Annotated in this window: 17 protein-coding genes; all 17 read right to left on the reverse strand. The window is 60.3% G+C overall.

Annotated elements, in window-relative coordinates; genetic code table 11:
- Window positions 1-54: 54 nt before the first annotated feature.
- The 17 genes from bamB to cysE all read right to left on the reverse strand — a co-directional run bounded on the left by bamB (window position 55) and on the right by cysE (window position 14,404).
- Window positions 55-1,206: an outer membrane protein assembly factor BamB gene (gene bamB, locus ACA062_RS27360; protein ID WP_497453827.1), complete on the reverse strand. Its 1,152-nt coding sequence runs from the start codon at window positions 1,204-1,206 to the stop codon at window positions 55-57.
- On the reverse strand, window positions 1,199-1,840 hold the full coding sequence (locus ACA062_RS27365) for a tetratricopeptide repeat protein (protein ID WP_497453828.1): 642 nt from the start codon (window positions 1,838-1,840) through the stop codon (window positions 1,199-1,201). The genes bamB and ACA062_RS27365 overlap by 8 nt, the downstream gene beginning before the upstream one ends.
- A 40-nt stretch (window positions 1,841-1,880) precedes the next feature.
- Window positions 1,881-3,170 carry a histidine--tRNA ligase gene (gene hisS / locus ACA062_RS27370; protein ID WP_497453829.1) on the reverse strand — a complete coding sequence of 430 codons (1,290 nt, stop codon included), beginning with the start codon at window positions 3,168-3,170 and terminating at the stop codon, window positions 1,881-1,883.
- A gap of 37 nt (window positions 3,171-3,207) precedes the next feature.
- Window positions 3,208-4,317: a flavodoxin-dependent (E)-4-hydroxy-3-methylbut-2-enyl-diphosphate synthase gene (gene ispG, locus ACA062_RS27375; RefSeq protein WP_010457850.1), complete on the reverse strand. Its 1,110-nt coding sequence runs from the start codon at window positions 4,315-4,317 to the stop codon at window positions 3,208-3,210.
- A 3-nt stretch (window positions 4,318-4,320) separates the two neighbouring features.
- On the reverse strand, window positions 4,321-5,334 hold the full coding sequence (locus ACA062_RS27380; protein WP_497453830.1) for a RodZ domain-containing protein: 1,014 nt from the start codon (window positions 5,332-5,334) through the stop codon (window positions 4,321-4,323).
- Window positions 5,334-6,092, reverse strand: a complete 759-nt coding sequence (gene pilW / locus ACA062_RS27385) for a type IV pilus biogenesis/stability protein PilW (RefSeq protein ID WP_497453831.1) — start codon at window positions 6,090-6,092, stop codon at window positions 5,334-5,336. Before pilW ends, ACA062_RS27380 begins: the two co-directional genes overlap by 1 nt.
- 12 nt (window positions 6,093-6,104) lie before the next feature.
- Complete coding sequence (rlmN, locus tag ACA062_RS27390) at window positions 6,105-7,253, reverse strand: dual-specificity RNA methyltransferase RlmN (protein WP_128869512.1); 1,149 nt, start codon at window positions 7,251-7,253, stop codon at window positions 6,105-6,107.
- 28 nt (window positions 7,254-7,281) lie between these two features.
- On the reverse strand, window positions 7,282-7,707 hold the full coding sequence (gene ndk, locus ACA062_RS27395) for a nucleoside-diphosphate kinase (RefSeq protein WP_007903599.1): 426 nt from the start codon (window positions 7,705-7,707) through the stop codon (window positions 7,282-7,284).
- Between the two features lie 92 nt (window positions 7,708-7,799).
- Window positions 7,800-8,000, reverse strand: a complete 201-nt coding sequence (gene iscX, locus ACA062_RS27400) for a Fe-S cluster assembly protein IscX (RefSeq protein ID WP_497453832.1) — start codon at window positions 7,998-8,000, stop codon at window positions 7,800-7,802.
- A 14-nt stretch (window positions 8,001-8,014) separates the two neighbouring features.
- Window positions 8,015-8,356 carry an ISC system 2Fe-2S type ferredoxin gene (fdx, locus tag ACA062_RS27405; RefSeq protein WP_461951733.1) on the reverse strand — a complete coding sequence of 114 codons (342 nt, stop codon included), beginning with the start codon at window positions 8,354-8,356 and terminating at the stop codon, window positions 8,015-8,017.
- Window positions 8,356-10,221: a Fe-S protein assembly chaperone HscA gene (gene hscA / locus ACA062_RS27410; RefSeq protein ID WP_497453833.1), complete on the reverse strand. Its 1,866-nt coding sequence runs from the start codon at window positions 10,219-10,221 to the stop codon at window positions 8,356-8,358. The genes fdx and hscA overlap by 1 nt, the downstream gene beginning before the upstream one ends.
- 51 nt (window positions 10,222-10,272) lie before the next feature.
- Entirely contained in the window at window positions 10,273-10,794 is a 522-nt protein-coding gene (gene hscB, locus ACA062_RS27415) for a co-chaperone HscB (RefSeq protein ID WP_497453834.1), read from the reverse strand.
- Window positions 10,795-10,802: 8 nt separating this feature from the next.
- Entirely contained in the window at window positions 10,803-11,126 is a 324-nt protein-coding gene (iscA, locus tag ACA062_RS27420; RefSeq protein ID WP_007903589.1) for an iron-sulfur cluster assembly protein IscA, read from the reverse strand.
- Window positions 11,127-11,160: 34 nt separating this feature from the next.
- On the reverse strand, window positions 11,161-11,547 hold the full coding sequence (gene iscU, locus ACA062_RS27425; RefSeq protein ID WP_028620148.1) for a Fe-S cluster assembly scaffold IscU: 387 nt from the start codon (window positions 11,545-11,547) through the stop codon (window positions 11,161-11,163).
- An 84-nt stretch (window positions 11,548-11,631) separates the two neighbouring features.
- Window positions 11,632-12,846, reverse strand: a complete 1,215-nt coding sequence (locus tag ACA062_RS27430; RefSeq protein WP_497453835.1) for an IscS subfamily cysteine desulfurase — start codon at window positions 12,844-12,846, stop codon at window positions 11,632-11,634.
- A gap of 50 nt (window positions 12,847-12,896) precedes the next feature.
- Window positions 12,897-13,388 (reverse strand): Fe-S cluster assembly transcriptional regulator IscR, encoded by a 492-nt coding sequence (gene iscR / locus ACA062_RS27435; protein WP_064679565.1) that lies wholly within the window; start codon window positions 13,386-13,388, stop codon window positions 12,897-12,899.
- 239 nt (window positions 13,389-13,627) lie between these two features.
- The gene (gene cysE, locus ACA062_RS27440; RefSeq protein WP_064679566.1) at window positions 13,628-14,404 is read right to left on the reverse strand and encodes a serine O-acetyltransferase; all 777 of its coding nucleotides are present in this window, start codon (window positions 14,402-14,404) and stop codon (window positions 13,628-13,630) included.
- Between the last annotated feature and the right edge of the window lie 2 nt (window positions 14,405-14,406).

Genomic DNA, 14,406 nt, shown 5'->3' on the forward strand with positions numbered 1-14,406 from the left:
CCTACAGTCCTACACAGGTGAAGCCGCTTGGGGGTTAAACCCCAAGCATAGTTGTTACTTAATGGTCAGGGCTTCCAGTTTGCCACTGTTGCCATATACATAAATCGTATCACCTACCACCAGCGGACGAGCGCGCAGGCCGTCGCTGTCGATGCGTTCGCGGCCGACGAAACGACCGTCCACCTGACTCAGCAGGTGCAGGTAACCTTCCAGGTCACCGACTGCCACATAGCTGGAGTACACCTCTGGCGCCGACAGTTGACGGCGAGCCAGCGAATCGTTGCTCCACAAGGCTGTGGTGGAACGTTCGTCGACGCCTTCAACAGTGCCCGAAGCCAGGCTTACATAGACGCTGCCAAATCCCTGGGCGACACCGGCATAGCTGGAAGCATCCCGCTGCCAGAGCTGACGACCGCTATCCAGGTCCAGTGCCGCAACGCGACCCTGGTAGCTGGCGACATACAGCGTACTGCCGGACAACAGCAGGCCACCGTCGATATCGACCACACGCTCCAGTTCCGAACGCCCTTGTGGAATCGCTACACGCTGTTCCCACACCGGCACGCCGTTGGAGATATCGAGCGCGACCACTTTACCAGTCGACAGGCCAGCTACGGCGAGGCGATTGGTGACGATCGGCGCACTGGTGCCGCGCAGGGTCAGGACCGCTGGCGTGCTGTCATACAACCAGCGTTGGGTGCCGGTGGCGGCATCCAGGCCGATCAGACGATCGTCCTGAGTCTGGACCACCACCACGTCACCGTTGTTGGCCGGCGGCGCGAGGACTTCACTGGACACGCGGGCGCGCCATTTCTCTTCGCCGCTGCTGGCGTCGAGAGCAACGATTTCACCCTTGAGCGTGCCGATGGTGAGCAACCCGTAAGCCACGCCGACGGCGCCGGAAACAGGCAGATCCAGATCCTTCTCCCATTTGACGTCGCCAGTGCTGCGATCCAGCGCCATCACCTCACCGGTGACGTCGGCAGCATAGATGGTATCGCCATCGATCGCCGGCACCAGCATGTTGTAGGTTTCGCCCTGACCGTCACCGATCGAACGACTCCACTGCTTTTGCAGAACCACTTCTTCCTTGAAGTCGGTCAACTCGGCCGGCGGCAGTTCTTTCTTGCTGTTGCTGCTGCAACCCGCGGCCAGTACGGCCAGAGCCAGCAATGCTGCATGTTTCCAACGAATCACGTCATGCATCCCCTTTGGCCAGGTCGTCCAGCTTGATTTGTAGGCCGCCGACTGCCGCTTCATCCGACAGTGCCGCCTTGGCTTTCTGATACGCCGCGTTCGCTTCGTCGGTACGACCCAACTGCACCAGCAGGTCGCCCTTGAGTTCCTCGCGAGTGGCCAGGAAAGCGGTATCGGCATCGCCTTCGAGCAGTTTCAGGGCTTCATCGGCCTTGTCCTGCGCGGCCAGCACCTGCGCCAGGCGCTGACGGGCGATTTCGCCCAGTGCCGGGTTGGCCGGTTTGGCGACGATGGCTTTGAGCTCGGTGGCCGCGTCATCCAGCTTGCCGCTGTCGACCGCGACTTTCGCCACGAACAGGCTGCCGTACTGCGCGTAGGCGGTGCCGCCGAACTCGCTGTTGAGCTTGCCGGCCAGGTCCGAAACACGGGCGGCATCGGGCTTGCCGCTTGGCGTCAGGGTGGTTTCCAGCAACTGCTGATAGAGAATCGAGGCGCCTTGCGACTGATTGCTCTGATACTTCTGCCAGGCCTGCCAGCCGAACACGATGACCAGCGCCAACAGGCCGCCAGTCACCAGGGGCTTGCCGTTGCGTGTCCACCAGTCCTTAAAATCCGCCAGCTGTTCGTCTTCGGTACTCGACACCCCAATACTCCTTAATCGCTAAATCGGCTGTTTGACAGCTTCAACCCTGCACGATGCAGGTGGCCAGGTGTGCGGCAAGCGCATCCCAGGCAACGCTTTGTTGTTCGCCCTGGCCACGCAGGGGTTTGAAACCTACCACTTGCTGGGCCATTTCATCGTCGCCGAGGATCAGCGCGTACAACGCACCGCTCTTGTCGGCTTTCTTGAACTGGCTTTTGAAGCTGCCGGCACCGGCATTGACTTGCAGGCGCAGGTTGGGCAATTGGTCACGCACCCGCTCGGCCAGGGCCAACCCGGCCAGCTCGGCTGCTTCACCGAAGGCACAGAGGTAGACGTCGACCTGACGGGAGATCTCTTCCGGGATCTGCTCCAGGGTTTCAAGCAACAGCACCAGACGCTCGATGCCCATGGCGAAACCGACGCCAGGGGTCGGCTTGCCGCCCATCTGCTCGACCAGACCGTCGTAACGACCACCGGCACACACGGTGCCCTGGGCGCCCAACTTGTCGGTGACCCATTCGAAAACGGTCTTGCTGTAATAATCGAGCCCGCGAACCAGCTTCGGGTTGATCACGTAAGGAATGCCGGCGGCATCCAGGCGAGCCCTGAGGCCCTCGAAGTGCACGCGGGATTCTTCGTCGAGGTAGTCGGCCATTTTCGGCGCGTCCACCAGTACCGCTTGAGTGTCGGCGTTCTTGGTGTCCAGCACCCGCAGCGGGTTGGTCTTCAGACGGCGTTGGCTGTCTTCGTCCAGTTTGTCCAGGTGCGCCGAGAGGAATTCGACCAATGCTTCGCGATAACGGCCGCGGGACTCGGCGGTGCCCAGGCTGTTGAGCTCGAGCTTGACCGCATCACGGATGCCCAGCTCGCCCCACAGGCGCCAGGTCAGCACGATCAGCTCGGCGTCGATGTCCGGACCGTCGAGGTTGAACACTTCGCAACCGATCTGGTGGAACTGGCGATAACGGCCTTTTTGCGGACGTTCGTGGCGGAACATCGGGCCGATGTACCAGAGCTTCTGCACCTGGCCACCGCCGGTGATGCCATGTTCCAGCACCGCGCGCACACAGGCCGCCGTGCCTTCAGGGCGCAGGGTCAGGGAGTCGCCGTTGCGGTCGTCGAAGGTGTACATCTCTTTTTCGACGATGTCGGTCACTTCACCGATGGAGCGCTTGAACAGCTCGGTGAACTCGACGATCGGCATGCGGATCTGCTTGTAACCGTAGTTATCCAGCAAACGCGAGACGGTGCCCTCGAAATGACGCCACAGGGGCGTCTGTTCGGGCAGGATATCGTTCATGCCACGGATGGCTTGCAGGGACTTGCTCACTTTAAATCCTTAAATTCGTTCGGCGCTTCAGTCGGGCTTAGCCACGCGCGATAACGGCAGCGTCGGCTTCGACCTTTTCGGCCGCTTTCTGGCGGATCAAGCGTTCCAGCTCATCCACCAGATTATCATTCGTCAGTTTCTGCGACGGCTTGCCGTCGATGTAAATCAGGTTGGGCGTGCCGCCGGTCAAGCCGATATGGGCTTCCTTGGCTTCGCCCGGCCCGTTGACCACGCAGCCGATGACCGCGACATCCAGCGGCACCAGCAGGTCTTCGAGGCGCCCTTCCAGCTCGTTCATGGTCTTGACCACATCGAAGTTCTGCCGCGAGCAGCTCGGGCAGGCGATGAAGTTGATGCCACGGGAACGCAGGTGCAGGGATTTGAGAATGTCGTAGCCGACTTTCACTTCCTCGACCGGGTCGGCCGCCAACGAGATGCGGATAGTATCGCCAATCCCTTCGGCGAGCAGCATACCGAGGCCCACGGCGGATTTCACCGTGCCTGAACGCAAACCACCGGCTTCGGTGATGCCCAGGTGCAGCGGCTGGACGATTTCCTTGGCCAGCAAGCGGTAGGCAGCCACGGCCATGAACACGTCGGACGCTTTCACGCTGACCTTGAAGTCCTGGAAATTCAGGCGCTCGAGGTGCTCGACGTGGCGCAAGGCCGACTCGACCAGCGCGGCCGGGGTCGGCTCGCCGTATTTCTTTTGCAGGTCTTTTTCCAGGGAACCGGCGTTGACGCCGATACGGATCGGAATCCCGCGATCACGGGCCGCATCGACCACGGCGCGCACACGGTCTTCGCGACCGATGTTGCCCGGGTTGATCCGCAGGCAGTCAACGCCCAGTTCGGCGACGCGCAGCGCGATCTTGTAGTCGAAGTGGATGTCGGCCACCAAGGGCACCTTGACCAGCTGCTTGATCTTGCCGAACGCTTCGGCGGCGTCCATATCCGGTACGGAAATCCGCACGATATCGACGCCGGCGGCTTCCAGGCGGTTGATCTGGGCCACGGTGGCGGCCACGTCATTGGTGTCGCTGTTGGTCATGCTCTGCACAGCGATAGGCGCATCGCCGCCCACAGGCACGTTACCGACCCAGATCTTGCGGGATTCGCGACGTTTGATTGGAGATTCGCCGTGCATGACTTATTGACCCAACTTCAGGCGAGCAGTCTCGCCACTGGTGAACGGAGCGACATCAACCACCTGCCCGTTGTAACTGACCTGCGCGCCACGGGCAAAGCCCAGGCGCACGGTGAACGGCGGCTTGCCACTGACGGAAACGTTTTCGCCTTTGCGCTTGAGACCACTCAACAGCACCTTGCCGGTACCGTCGGTGACTTGCGTCCAGCAATCGGCGATGAAACGCAGTTGAACCTGGCCCTGGCCGGCCACCGCAGCCGCCGCGGCTGGCGCCGGAACGGTCGGCGCCACCGGAGCGGTCACCACAGGGGCCGGTACCGCGGGAACAGCGGGCGCTGGCGTTGCCGGCGTGGCGACAACCGGCGCGGTGCTACGTACCGGCGCGGCAGGCGCCTGAGTAGCGGGTGCGGTGGCTTCAGCGGCGGTCGACGCGTCAGCCGAAGCCTCGGCTTGCGGCAAGACGAGCGCGGTGGCTCCGTCGGCCTGGCCCTGCGCGACGGCCTGGTCTTCCGGCTCGTCCAGCGGGTGGATCTGGGTCGTGCCGTCGGCGCCTTCGACTTCAACGTGTTCCGGGCTCAGAGTGACCGGCTCCTTGGTGCGCGACGACGTCTGATCCTGCCACCAGATAAAACCGCCACCGATCACCGCGATCAGCAACAGCAGGCTGACAATCCGCAAAATCGTGTGGGACACCCGAACCGGCTCTTCGATGCGACCCAGGCTGTGGACGGCGCTGCCCTGGGAGTCGGTGCCGGTGGATTGGTCGAACTGTTGCACCAGCACGGTTTGATCCATGCCCAGCAATTTGGCGTAGGTGCGGATGTAACCGCGAGCGAAGGTATGCCCCGGCAGCTTGTCGAACGCGCCGGCTTCCAGATTGCTCAGGGAATTGACGGTGAGGTTGAGCTTGAGGGCCACTTCGGCCAGCGACCAGCCATTGCTTTCGCGAGCCTGGCGCAATGTATCACCGGGATTAACGCGATTCGCTGCTACAACTTCGGGATGCGCCGCTTTCATCATTGCTCCGACAGGTATTGCTGATATTCCGGCGTACCGGGATAGAGTCGTTTTAATTGCAGGCCAAAACTGGCAGCCTTGTCGCGATCTTCAAACACTTTTGCCAGCCGGATGCCGAGCAATAGACTACGTGCATTTTGCTCGGTGAGCTGGCTGAAACGGTCGTAATAGTCACGCGCGGGCACATAATGCCTGTCTTCGTAAGACAACTCAGCCATTTCCAGCAAGGCACGTGGCTGCTGTCGATTCAAGCGCAGGGCTTTTTCCAGTTGTTGCTGGGCCAGGTCACGCTGGCCAAGCCTGGAAGCGGTCATGCCCAGGTTCTCGAAGACTCGCGAACGCTCAGGATACAGGGTATCGGCGGCGGCCTGCTCGAAGCGCTCGTAAGCCTCTTTGTAACGTTTCTGTTCGAAAAGAAAACTGCCGTAGTTATTCAGGATTCGCGCATCGTCGCCACGGGACGACAGCGCCTTGCGAAAATGCTGGTCGGCCAGTTCCGGCTCCATCTCGGCCTGGAACACCAACCCCAGCGCCGCATTGGCGTCGGGGTCCGAGCTATCCAGCTCCAACGCCTTTTTCAGTGGCACCTTGGCGCGTTCGGTCATGCCCTGTTGCAGGTAGCCAAGCCCCAATTGCACATAGGCGACCCGCGCTTCATCACGGCCCTTGCTGGTCTTCATCGGGTTGAAATCGCCCGACAGGACACAACCAGTACACAGACTGGCCGCCAGCAACAGCAGCGCTAAGCGCAGGGACATAGAGATCCTCTCTTAATTATTGTTCGCAGCGTTCTGTGCCATATCGTTTTCGGCGCTCAACTCGCGCACGGCGATATAACGTTCGCTACGACGGGTGCGATCCAGCACCTGCCCTACCAATTGGCCACACGCGGCATCGATGTCTTCGCCGCGGGTGGTGCGCACGGTGACATTGAAGCCGGCATGGTGAAGCTGATCCTGGAAACGACGAATCGCGTTATTGCTCGGACGCTCGTAACCGGAATGCGGGAACGGGTTGAACGGAATCAGGTTGATCTTGCACGGGATGTTCTTGAGCAGCTCGATCATTTCGACCGCGTGCTCGACCTTGTCGTTGATGTCCTTGAGCAAGGTGTACTCAATGGTCAGCACGCGCTTTTCGCCCAGTGACGACATATAGCGCTGGCACGATTCAAGCAGCATCTTCAGCGGATACTTCTTGTTGATCGGTACCAACTGGTTACGCAATGCATCATTCGGCGCGTGCAGGGACAACGCCAGGGACACGTCGATGTGCTTGGACAGCTCATCGATCATCGGCACCACGCCCGACGTGGACAGGGTCACGCGGCGCTTGGAGATGCCATAGCCGAGGTCATCCATCATCAGGTGCATGGCGGCCACGACATTGTCGAAGTTCAGCAGCGGCTCACCCATGCCCATCATCACCACGTTGGTGATGGCACGGTCGGCGGTCGCCGGGATGCTGCCGAACGATTTATTGGCAATCCACACCTGGCCGATGACTTCGGCGGCGGTGAGGTTGCTGTTGAAACCTTGCTTGCCGGTGGAGCAGAAACTGCAATCCAGGGCACAGCCTGCCTGGGACGAAACGCACAACGTGCCGCGTTTGCCCTGGGGAATGTACACGGTCTCGACGCAGCTGCCGGACGCCACGCGCACCACCCACTTACGGGTGCCATCGGTGGAAATGTCCTCGCTGACGACTTCCGGACCGCGAACTTCGGCAATCACCTTGAGCTTGTCGCGCAGGGCCTTGCTCACGTTCGTCATGGCGTCGAAATCATCGACGCCAAGGTGGTGAATCCATTTCATTACCTGACCGGCACGGAAACGCTTCTCCCCGATTGAGTCGAAGAATTTTTCCATTTCCAGCTGAGTCAGACCCAGCAGGTTAGTTTTAACAGTCGATGTAGTCATGGATTCACCTTCACTCTTAAGCCAATGCTTAGCGAGTGGTTACTTCAGTAGCTGCGAAGAAGTACGAGATTTCGCGAGCAGCAGCGGCTTCGGAGTCCGAACCGTGTACAGCGTTGGCGTCGATCGAATCAGCGAAGTCAGCACGGATGGTGCCGGCAGCGGCTTCTTTAGGGTTGGTAGCGCCCATCAGCTCACGGTTCAGAGCGATAGCGTTTTCGCCTTCCAGAACCTGAACGACAACCGGACCGGAGATCATGAAAGCAACCAGGTCGTTGAAGAAACCACGAGCGCTGTGCTCAGCGTAGAAGCCTTCAGCTTCGGCTTTGGACAGTTGCTTCAGTTTCGAAGCTACAACGCGCAGGCCAGCTTTTTCGAAACGAGTGGTGATCTCGCCGATAACGTTTTTTGCAACAGCGTCAGGCTTGATGATGGAGAAAGTACGTTGAACAGCCATGGTGTAACTCCAGAAACGGTAATTTGTGAAAAATTAAACCCGCGAATTATACGCGGGTTCTTGGGTATTGCCTAACTGCGTGCGGTGCAGAATCAATCGGCTTCTTCGATCCAGGCGGCCTGGATGGCTTCAAGCACCTTCTCGCCACCGCGGGTCGGATCATCGCTGAACGCCGGCAATGCCAGCACCCACTTGTGCAGATCGACGAAGTTCACGTAACGCGGGTCCACTTCCGGCTTGGATTCAGCCAGCTGGATCGCGATTTCCAGCACATCAACCCATTTCAGACTCATGTCGGTTCCTTGAATCAGTGCGGCGCTTCGGCCGCATGGTTGAGCGAGTATTTCGGAATTTCGACCGTCAGGTCTTCAGTCCCGACGATCGCCTGACAGCCTAGACGCGATTGCGCCTCCAGACCCCAGGCACGATCAAGAAAGTCTTCTTCCAGCTCATCGGCCTCTTCCAGCGAGTCGAAACCCTCGCGGATGATGCAGTGGCAGGTGGTGCAGGCGCAGACGCCGCCACAGGCGCTTTCCATCTCGATATGGTGTTCGTGGGCCAGCTCGAGGATGGACGTACCGGTCTCGGCCTCCACAACCATGCCCTCAGGGCAAAACTTCTCGTGTGGCAGAAAAATGACCTGCGGCATCAGATATCCTCGATTTCATTCAGATTGCGCCCCGATAGTGCGGCTTTCACCGTCAAATCCATGCGGCGGGCAGCAAAAGCATCGGTCACTTGCGACAGACGCTTGGTCTGCTGCTCGATGGCGTGACCATCGGTGCCCTTCATCAGTTCGGTCAGTTCCTGCATCTGCAACTCGATGACCATGCGCTCTTCGGCGTCGAGCAGGCGCTCGCCGTCAACATCAAGGGCAGCCTGCACCGCTTCGATCAGGCGCTGGGCATCGACCTGCTGTTCACGCAGGACACGGGCGACCTTGTCGTCATTGGCGTGCTGGAACGAATCCTTGAGCATCTTGGCAATTTCGCCGTCGGTCAGGCCGTAGGACGGCTTGACCTGGATGCTCGCCTCGACACCCGAACCCAGCTCACGGGCAGCCACGCTGAGCAGACCGTCGGCATCGACCTGGAAGGTCACGCGAATCTTCGCCGCACCGGCCACCATCGCCGGAATGCCGCGCAATTCGAAGCGCGCCAGGGAGCGGCAGTCGCTGATCAGCTCGCGCTCACCCTGCAATACGTGGATCGCCATGGCCGACTGGCCGTCTTTATAGGTGGTGAAGTCCTGGGCGCGGGCGACGGGGATGGTGGTGTTGCGCGGAATCACCTTCTCCATCAGGCCGCCCATGGTTTCCAGCCCCAGGGACAACGGAATCACGTCAAGCAGCAGCAGTTCGTCACCGTCACGCTTGTTGCCGGCCAGGGTATCGGCCTGGATCGCAGCACCAATGGCCACCACTTGATCCGGATCGATTTCGGTCAGCGGCTGGCGACCGAAGGCTTCGGCCACGGCTTCGCGAACGCGAGGCACGCGGGTCGAGCCGCCGACCATGACCACCGCATGCACTTCGTCCAGCTCGATACCGGAATCGCGCACGGCGCGGCGGCAGGCCTTCAGGCTGCGCGCAACCATCGGCTCGATCAGCGCATTGAAGGCGTCACGGGTCAATTCGGCTTGCCAGTCGCCATAAACCACGGCAACGGACGCGGCGTTGGTCAGGGCTTCCTTGGCCGCACAGGCGGTTTGCAACAGATGGCGCTGCACACCCGGGTCCAGGTCATCCGACAGGCCAGCGCCCTCGATGATCCAGCGAGCGATCGCGTGATCGAAATCATCGCCGCCCAGGGCACTGTCGCCACCGGTGGCCAGCACTTCGAAGACACCACCGGTCAGGCGCAGGATCGAAATATCGAACGTACCGCCGCCCAGGTCATAAATCGCCACCAGGCCTTCGGCATGCTGATCCAGACCATAAGCCACAGCGGCAGCGGTCGGCTCATTGAGCAGCCGCAGCACGTTCAGGCCGGCCAGCTTGGCCGCGTCCTTGGTGGCTTGCCGCTGGGCATCGTCGAAATAGGCCGGAACGGTGATCACCGCCCCCACCAGTTCGCCGCCCAACGCCGCCTCGGCGCGCTGACGCAGCACCTTGAGGATATCGGCGGAGACTTCGACCGGGCTTTTCGGGCCTTGCACAGTGTCGATGAACGGCATGTGCGACTCGCCGCCGACAAAGCGGTACGGCAATTGGTCACCCAGCTGCTTGACGTCGGACAGACCACGACCCATCAAGCGCTTGACCGACAGCACGGTGTTCAAGGGATCGGTGGCGGCAGCCAGCTTGGCCGACTCGCCCACTTCGACGCGGTCGGCGTGGTAGCGCACGGCGGACGGCAGGATGACCTGCCCGTCAGCATCGGCGAGGGGCTCGGAAAGACCACTGCGCAACGCAGCGACCAGCGAATTGGTAGTGCCCAAGTCGATCCCCACAGCCAGACGACGCTGGTGCGGTTGAGGACTTTGGCCGGGTTCGGCGATCTGCAGTAGGGCCATCGTTATCAGGACTTATCTGTATATCAGGCGTGCGACCGGAGCGGCACTGGGTTAATCGTCGAGGCGCTCTTCCAGCTGGCGCACTTCGTAGGTGAGCTTGTCGAGGAACTGCATGCGCCGCATCAGGCGTTCGGCCTGCTCACGTTGCGCTGCATCATCCCAACAGGCTGCGAAGCTTTGGTTCAGTTCATCCTGAGCGGTCTTCAGGCGGCGCTTGAACGTTGCAATACCGGCCATGTCGGCGCTGTCTTGCAGGTCTTCGAGCTCTTCTCGCAGTTCCATCTGCTGCAAAAGGAACGCCGGATCATGCACCGTGACCTCCAGCGGCAGCTCGCGACCGCCCATGGCGAGCAGGTATCGCGCGCGCTTGGGGGAACTCTTGAGCGTCTGGTAAGCCTCGTTGAGACTCGCGGATTGCTCTAGCGCCAGCCGCTGCTCACGCTCGGAAGCGTCGGCAAAGCGGTCCGGATGAACACCGCGCGCCAACTCACGGTAGCGCGTGGCCAGCTGATCGAGGTCCAGATTGAAACTCGGTTGCAGCTCGAATAAAGCGAAATGACAAGGAGTACCCACAAGAAGCCTCAGATATTGAAGCTTTCGCCGCAGCCACATTCACCGCGCACGTTGGGGTTGTTGAACTTGAAGCCTTCGTTCAACCCTTCCTTGACGAAATCGAGTTCGGTGCCGTCCAGGTAGGCCAGGCTTTTCGGGTCGATGATCACTTTTTCGCCGTGACTTTCGAACACCTGGTCCTCGGCGACCACCTCGTCGACGAACTCCAGCACGTAGGCAAGGCCGGAACAGCCTGTGGTGCGAACACCCAGACGAATCCCTTCACCTTTGCCGCGCCCGTTGAGGGAGCGTCGCACGTGTTGAGCTGCCGCTTCTGTCATGCTGATAGCCATCGGTGACTCCTTACTCGTCGCCAAAACTTGAAAGTCAGATCAAGCCTTTCTTCTGCTTGTAGTCGCGAACGGCCGCCTTGATGGCGTCTTCAGCAAGCACGGAGCAGTGAATTTTCACCGGCGGCAAAGCCAGTTCTTCGGCCAGCTGAGTGTTCTTGATGGTCTCTGCTTCATCCAGAGTCTTGCCTTTCATCCACTCGGTCGCCAGGGAGCTGGAGGCGATCGCCGAGCCGCAACCGTAGGTCTTGAACTTGGCGTCTTCGATGATGCCGGCTTCGTTGACCTTGATCTGCAGACGCATCACGTCGCCGCACGCCGGGGCGCCGACCATGCCGGTGCCGACATCAGGATCTTCCGCGTCCATCTTGCCGACGTTGCGCGGGTTTTCGTAGTGGTCGATGACCTTTTCGCTGTAAGCCATGATTCTTAATCCTCACTCATCAGAGAGTCGCTCTTGAAGCCCTGCGCCCGAAGGTTGGCAGGGCTGTTTTGCGGCGACTTGAAATCAGTGTGCCGCCCACTCGATTTTCGAAATGTCGACACCGTCTTTGTACATGTCCCACAGCGGCGACAAGGTGCGCAGCTTGGTAACGGCCTCGCAGACTTTCTGCGCGGCGTAGTCGATTTCTTCTTCGGTGGTGAAACGACCGAAGGTGAAGCGAATCGAGCTGTGTGCCAATTCGTCGTTGCGGCCCAGGGCGCGCAGTACGTACGAAGGCTCAAGGGATGCCGAGGTGCAGGCCGAACCGGACGAAACCGCCAGGTCCTTGAGCGCCATGATCAGCGACTCGCCTTCGACGTAGTTGAAGCTCAGGTTCAGGTTGTGCGGTACGCGGGCGGTCATGCTGCCGTTGATGTACAGCTCTTCCAGGCCTTCGACCTGCTTGAAGAAGCGGTCGCTCAGGGCTTTGATCCGCACGTTCTCGGCAGCCATGTCTTCCTTGGCCACACGGAAGGCTTCGCCCATGCCGACGATCTGGTGGGTCGCCAGGGTGCCGGAACGCATGCCACGCTCGTGACCGCCGCCGTGCATGGTCGCTTCGATGCGAACACGCGGCTTGCGGCTGACGTAGAGTGCGCCGATGCCTTTAGGACCGTAGGTCTTGTGGGCAGAGAACGACATCATGTCGACTTTCAGTTTTTGCAGGTCGATCTCGACCTTGCCAGTGGACTGAGCGGCATCGACGTGGAACAGAATGCCCTTGGAGCGGAGCAGTTCGCCGATGGCCGCGATGTCGTTGATGGTGCCGATTTCGTTGTTCACGTGCATGATCGAAACCAGGATGGTGTCGTCACGCAGGGCTGCTTCAACCATCTCCGGGGTGACCAGGCCATCGGTGCGCGGCTCGAGGTAGGTCACTTCGAAACCTTCACGCTCCAGTTGGCGCATGGTGTCGAGGACAGCCTTGTGCTCGATCTTGGTGGTGATCAGGTGCCTGCCTTTGGTGGCATAGAAATGTGCCGCACCCTTGATTGCCAGGTTGTCGGATTCGGTGGCACCGGAGGTCCAGACGATTTCACGCGGGTCGGCGTTGACCAGGTCAGCGACCTGGAGACGGGCGTTTTCGACGGACTCTTCAGCTTTCCAGCCGAACACGTGGGAACGGGACGCCGGGTTACCGAAGTTTCCGTCGACCAGCAGGCATTCACTCATCTTTTGCGCGACACGCGGATCAACCGGGGTGGTCGCAGAGTAATCAAGGTAAATCGGCAATTTCATGGACTATCTCCTAAATCAGGCTGGCTGGCGTACCGCTAGCTCTTTGGCTGTCATTCGACGGCGGACGCTTCAATCTTGTCCAGGCGTGGCACCTTGCTGTTGCAACGGCGCTGATCCTGACGCTGGGCTACTTCTTGTACCTCACGGCGAGTGACAAGGTCAGCCAAGCTGATACCGCTGAGAAATTCGTGAATCTGCAGGCTCAGATCGCACCACAAATGGTGGGTCAGGCAGGTATCGCCGTGATGGCAATCGCCCTGGCCCTGGCACTTGGTGGCATCGACCGATTCGTTCACCGCATCGATCACCTGGGCGACCTGGATGCCCTGCATGTCGCGCGACAGCTGGTAGCCGCCGCCCGGACCGCGGACGCTGGAGACCAGGTTGCTGCGACGCAGCTTGGCGAAAAGCTGTTCGAGGTAGGACAGGGAGATGCCTTGGCGCTCGGAGATATCGGCCAGGGACACCGGCCCGTGCTGCGCGTGCAACGCCAGGTCAAGCATGGCGGTCACGGCGTATCGGCCTTTTGTAGTCAGTCGCATGGACAATTACCACGGAGTTCGGAATGGGGCGAGTATGCAATTCCCGAGTATTTAAGTCAACTATAAGACCTAGTACTTTAGTCAGGATTACCCGCAAAAGAGCGGCCGCATCATAGCAAAGGCTGGCGGCGTACAGCCAGTAAATGCGCGTTATCGTTCTTCGCGGGCAAGCCTCGCTCCTACAAGGATCACGCACTACCTGTAGGAGCGAGGCTTGCCCGCGAACGCGTCGGCACTGTCTAGCTGGCCTGACTCTGATCCTTGTCCTTCACACACGCGAAGTCTTCTTCACGCAGCTCAGGCAGATCTTTCGCACAGTAATTACTGCCCAGATCCTTCAACGCCCCGCACATCCCCTCCAGACGGCCATCGACCGCCTGCAGATGATCGAGCAACTGATTGATGGCCCGCGCCACCGGGTCCGGCATGTCTTCGCCGACACCGTAGGCATCGAAGCCGATCTTCTCGGCCATGGCCTTGCGCTTGGCGTCCTGTTCTTCATCGGATTTGACGATGATCCGCCCGGGAATGCCGACGACGGTCGCCCCGGCAGGCACCGCCTTGGTCACCACGGCATTGGAGCCGACCTTGGCCCCCGCCCCCACCGTGAACGGGCCGAGCACCTTGGCACCGGCGCCGACCACCACACCGTCTTCCAGTGTCGGGTGACGCTTGCCTTTATTCCAGCTGGTGCCGCCGAGCGTCACACCCTGATAAAGGGTGACGTCGTCGCCAATCTCGGCCGTTTCACCAATGACAATGCCCATGCCATGGTCGATAAAGAAACGCCGACCGACCTTGGCACCCGGATGAATCTCGATCCCGGTCAACCAGCGACCGAAGTTCGACACCAGCCGCGCCAGCCATTTCAGCTCTGCGCGCCACAAGGCCGCCGACAGCCGATGGATCCAGATGGCGTGCATGCCCGGGTAGCAGGTCAGGACTTCAAATGCGTTACGCGCCGCCGGGTCACGATGGAAAACACTCTGGATATCTTCACGCAAACGCTCGAACATCA

The organism is Pseudomonas sp. LBUM1679 (assembly GCF_059695565.1).

Excerpts from the sequence above, each read along its gene's own strand:
- ispG (WP_010457850.1), bottom strand. The coding sequence starts at position 4,317 with ATGCACGGCGAATCTCCAATCAAACGTCGCGAATCCCGCAAGATCTGG.
- bamB (WP_497453827.1), bottom strand. The coding sequence starts at position 1,206 with ATGCATGACGTGATTCGTTGGAAACATGCAGCATTGCTGGCTCTGGCC.
- iscA (WP_007903589.1), bottom strand. The coding sequence starts at position 11,126 with ATGGCTATCAGCATGACAGAAGCGGCAGCTCAACACGTGCGACGCTCC.
- ACA062_RS27380 (WP_497453830.1), bottom strand. The coding sequence starts at position 5,334 with ATGAAAGCGGCGCATCCCGAAGTTGTAGCAGCGAATCGCGTTAATCCC.
- ACA062_RS27430 (WP_497453835.1), bottom strand. The coding sequence starts at position 12,846 with ATGAAATTGCCGATTTACCTTGATTACTCTGCGACCACCCCGGTTGAT.
- iscU (WP_028620148.1), bottom strand. The coding sequence starts at position 11,547 with ATGGCTTACAGCGAAAAGGTCATCGACCACTACGAAAACCCGCGCAAC.
- iscR (WP_064679565.1), bottom strand. The coding sequence starts at position 13,388 with ATGCGACTGACTACAAAAGGCCGATACGCCGTGACCGCCATGCTTGAC.
- hscA (WP_497453833.1), bottom strand. The coding sequence starts at position 10,221 with ATGGCCCTACTGCAGATCGCCGAACCCGGCCAAAGTCCTCAACCGCAC.
- ndk (WP_007903599.1), bottom strand. The coding sequence starts at position 7,707 with ATGGCTGTTCAACGTACTTTCTCCATCATCAAGCCTGACGCTGTTGCA.
- cysE (WP_064679566.1), bottom strand. The coding sequence starts at position 14,404 with ATGTTCGAGCGTTTGCGTGAAGATATCCAGAGTGTTTTCCATCGTGAC.
- fdx (WP_461951733.1), bottom strand. The coding sequence starts at position 8,356 with ATGCCGCAGGTCATTTTTCTGCCACACGAGAAGTTTTGCCCTGAGGGC.
- rlmN (WP_128869512.1), bottom strand. The coding sequence starts at position 7,253 with ATGACTACATCGACTGTTAAAACTAACCTGCTGGGTCTGACTCAGCTG.
- pilW (WP_497453831.1), bottom strand. The coding sequence starts at position 6,092 with ATGTCCCTGCGCTTAGCGCTGCTGTTGCTGGCGGCCAGTCTGTGTACT.
- iscX (WP_497453832.1), bottom strand. The coding sequence starts at position 8,000 with ATGAGTCTGAAATGGGTTGATGTGCTGGAAATCGCGATCCAGCTGGCT.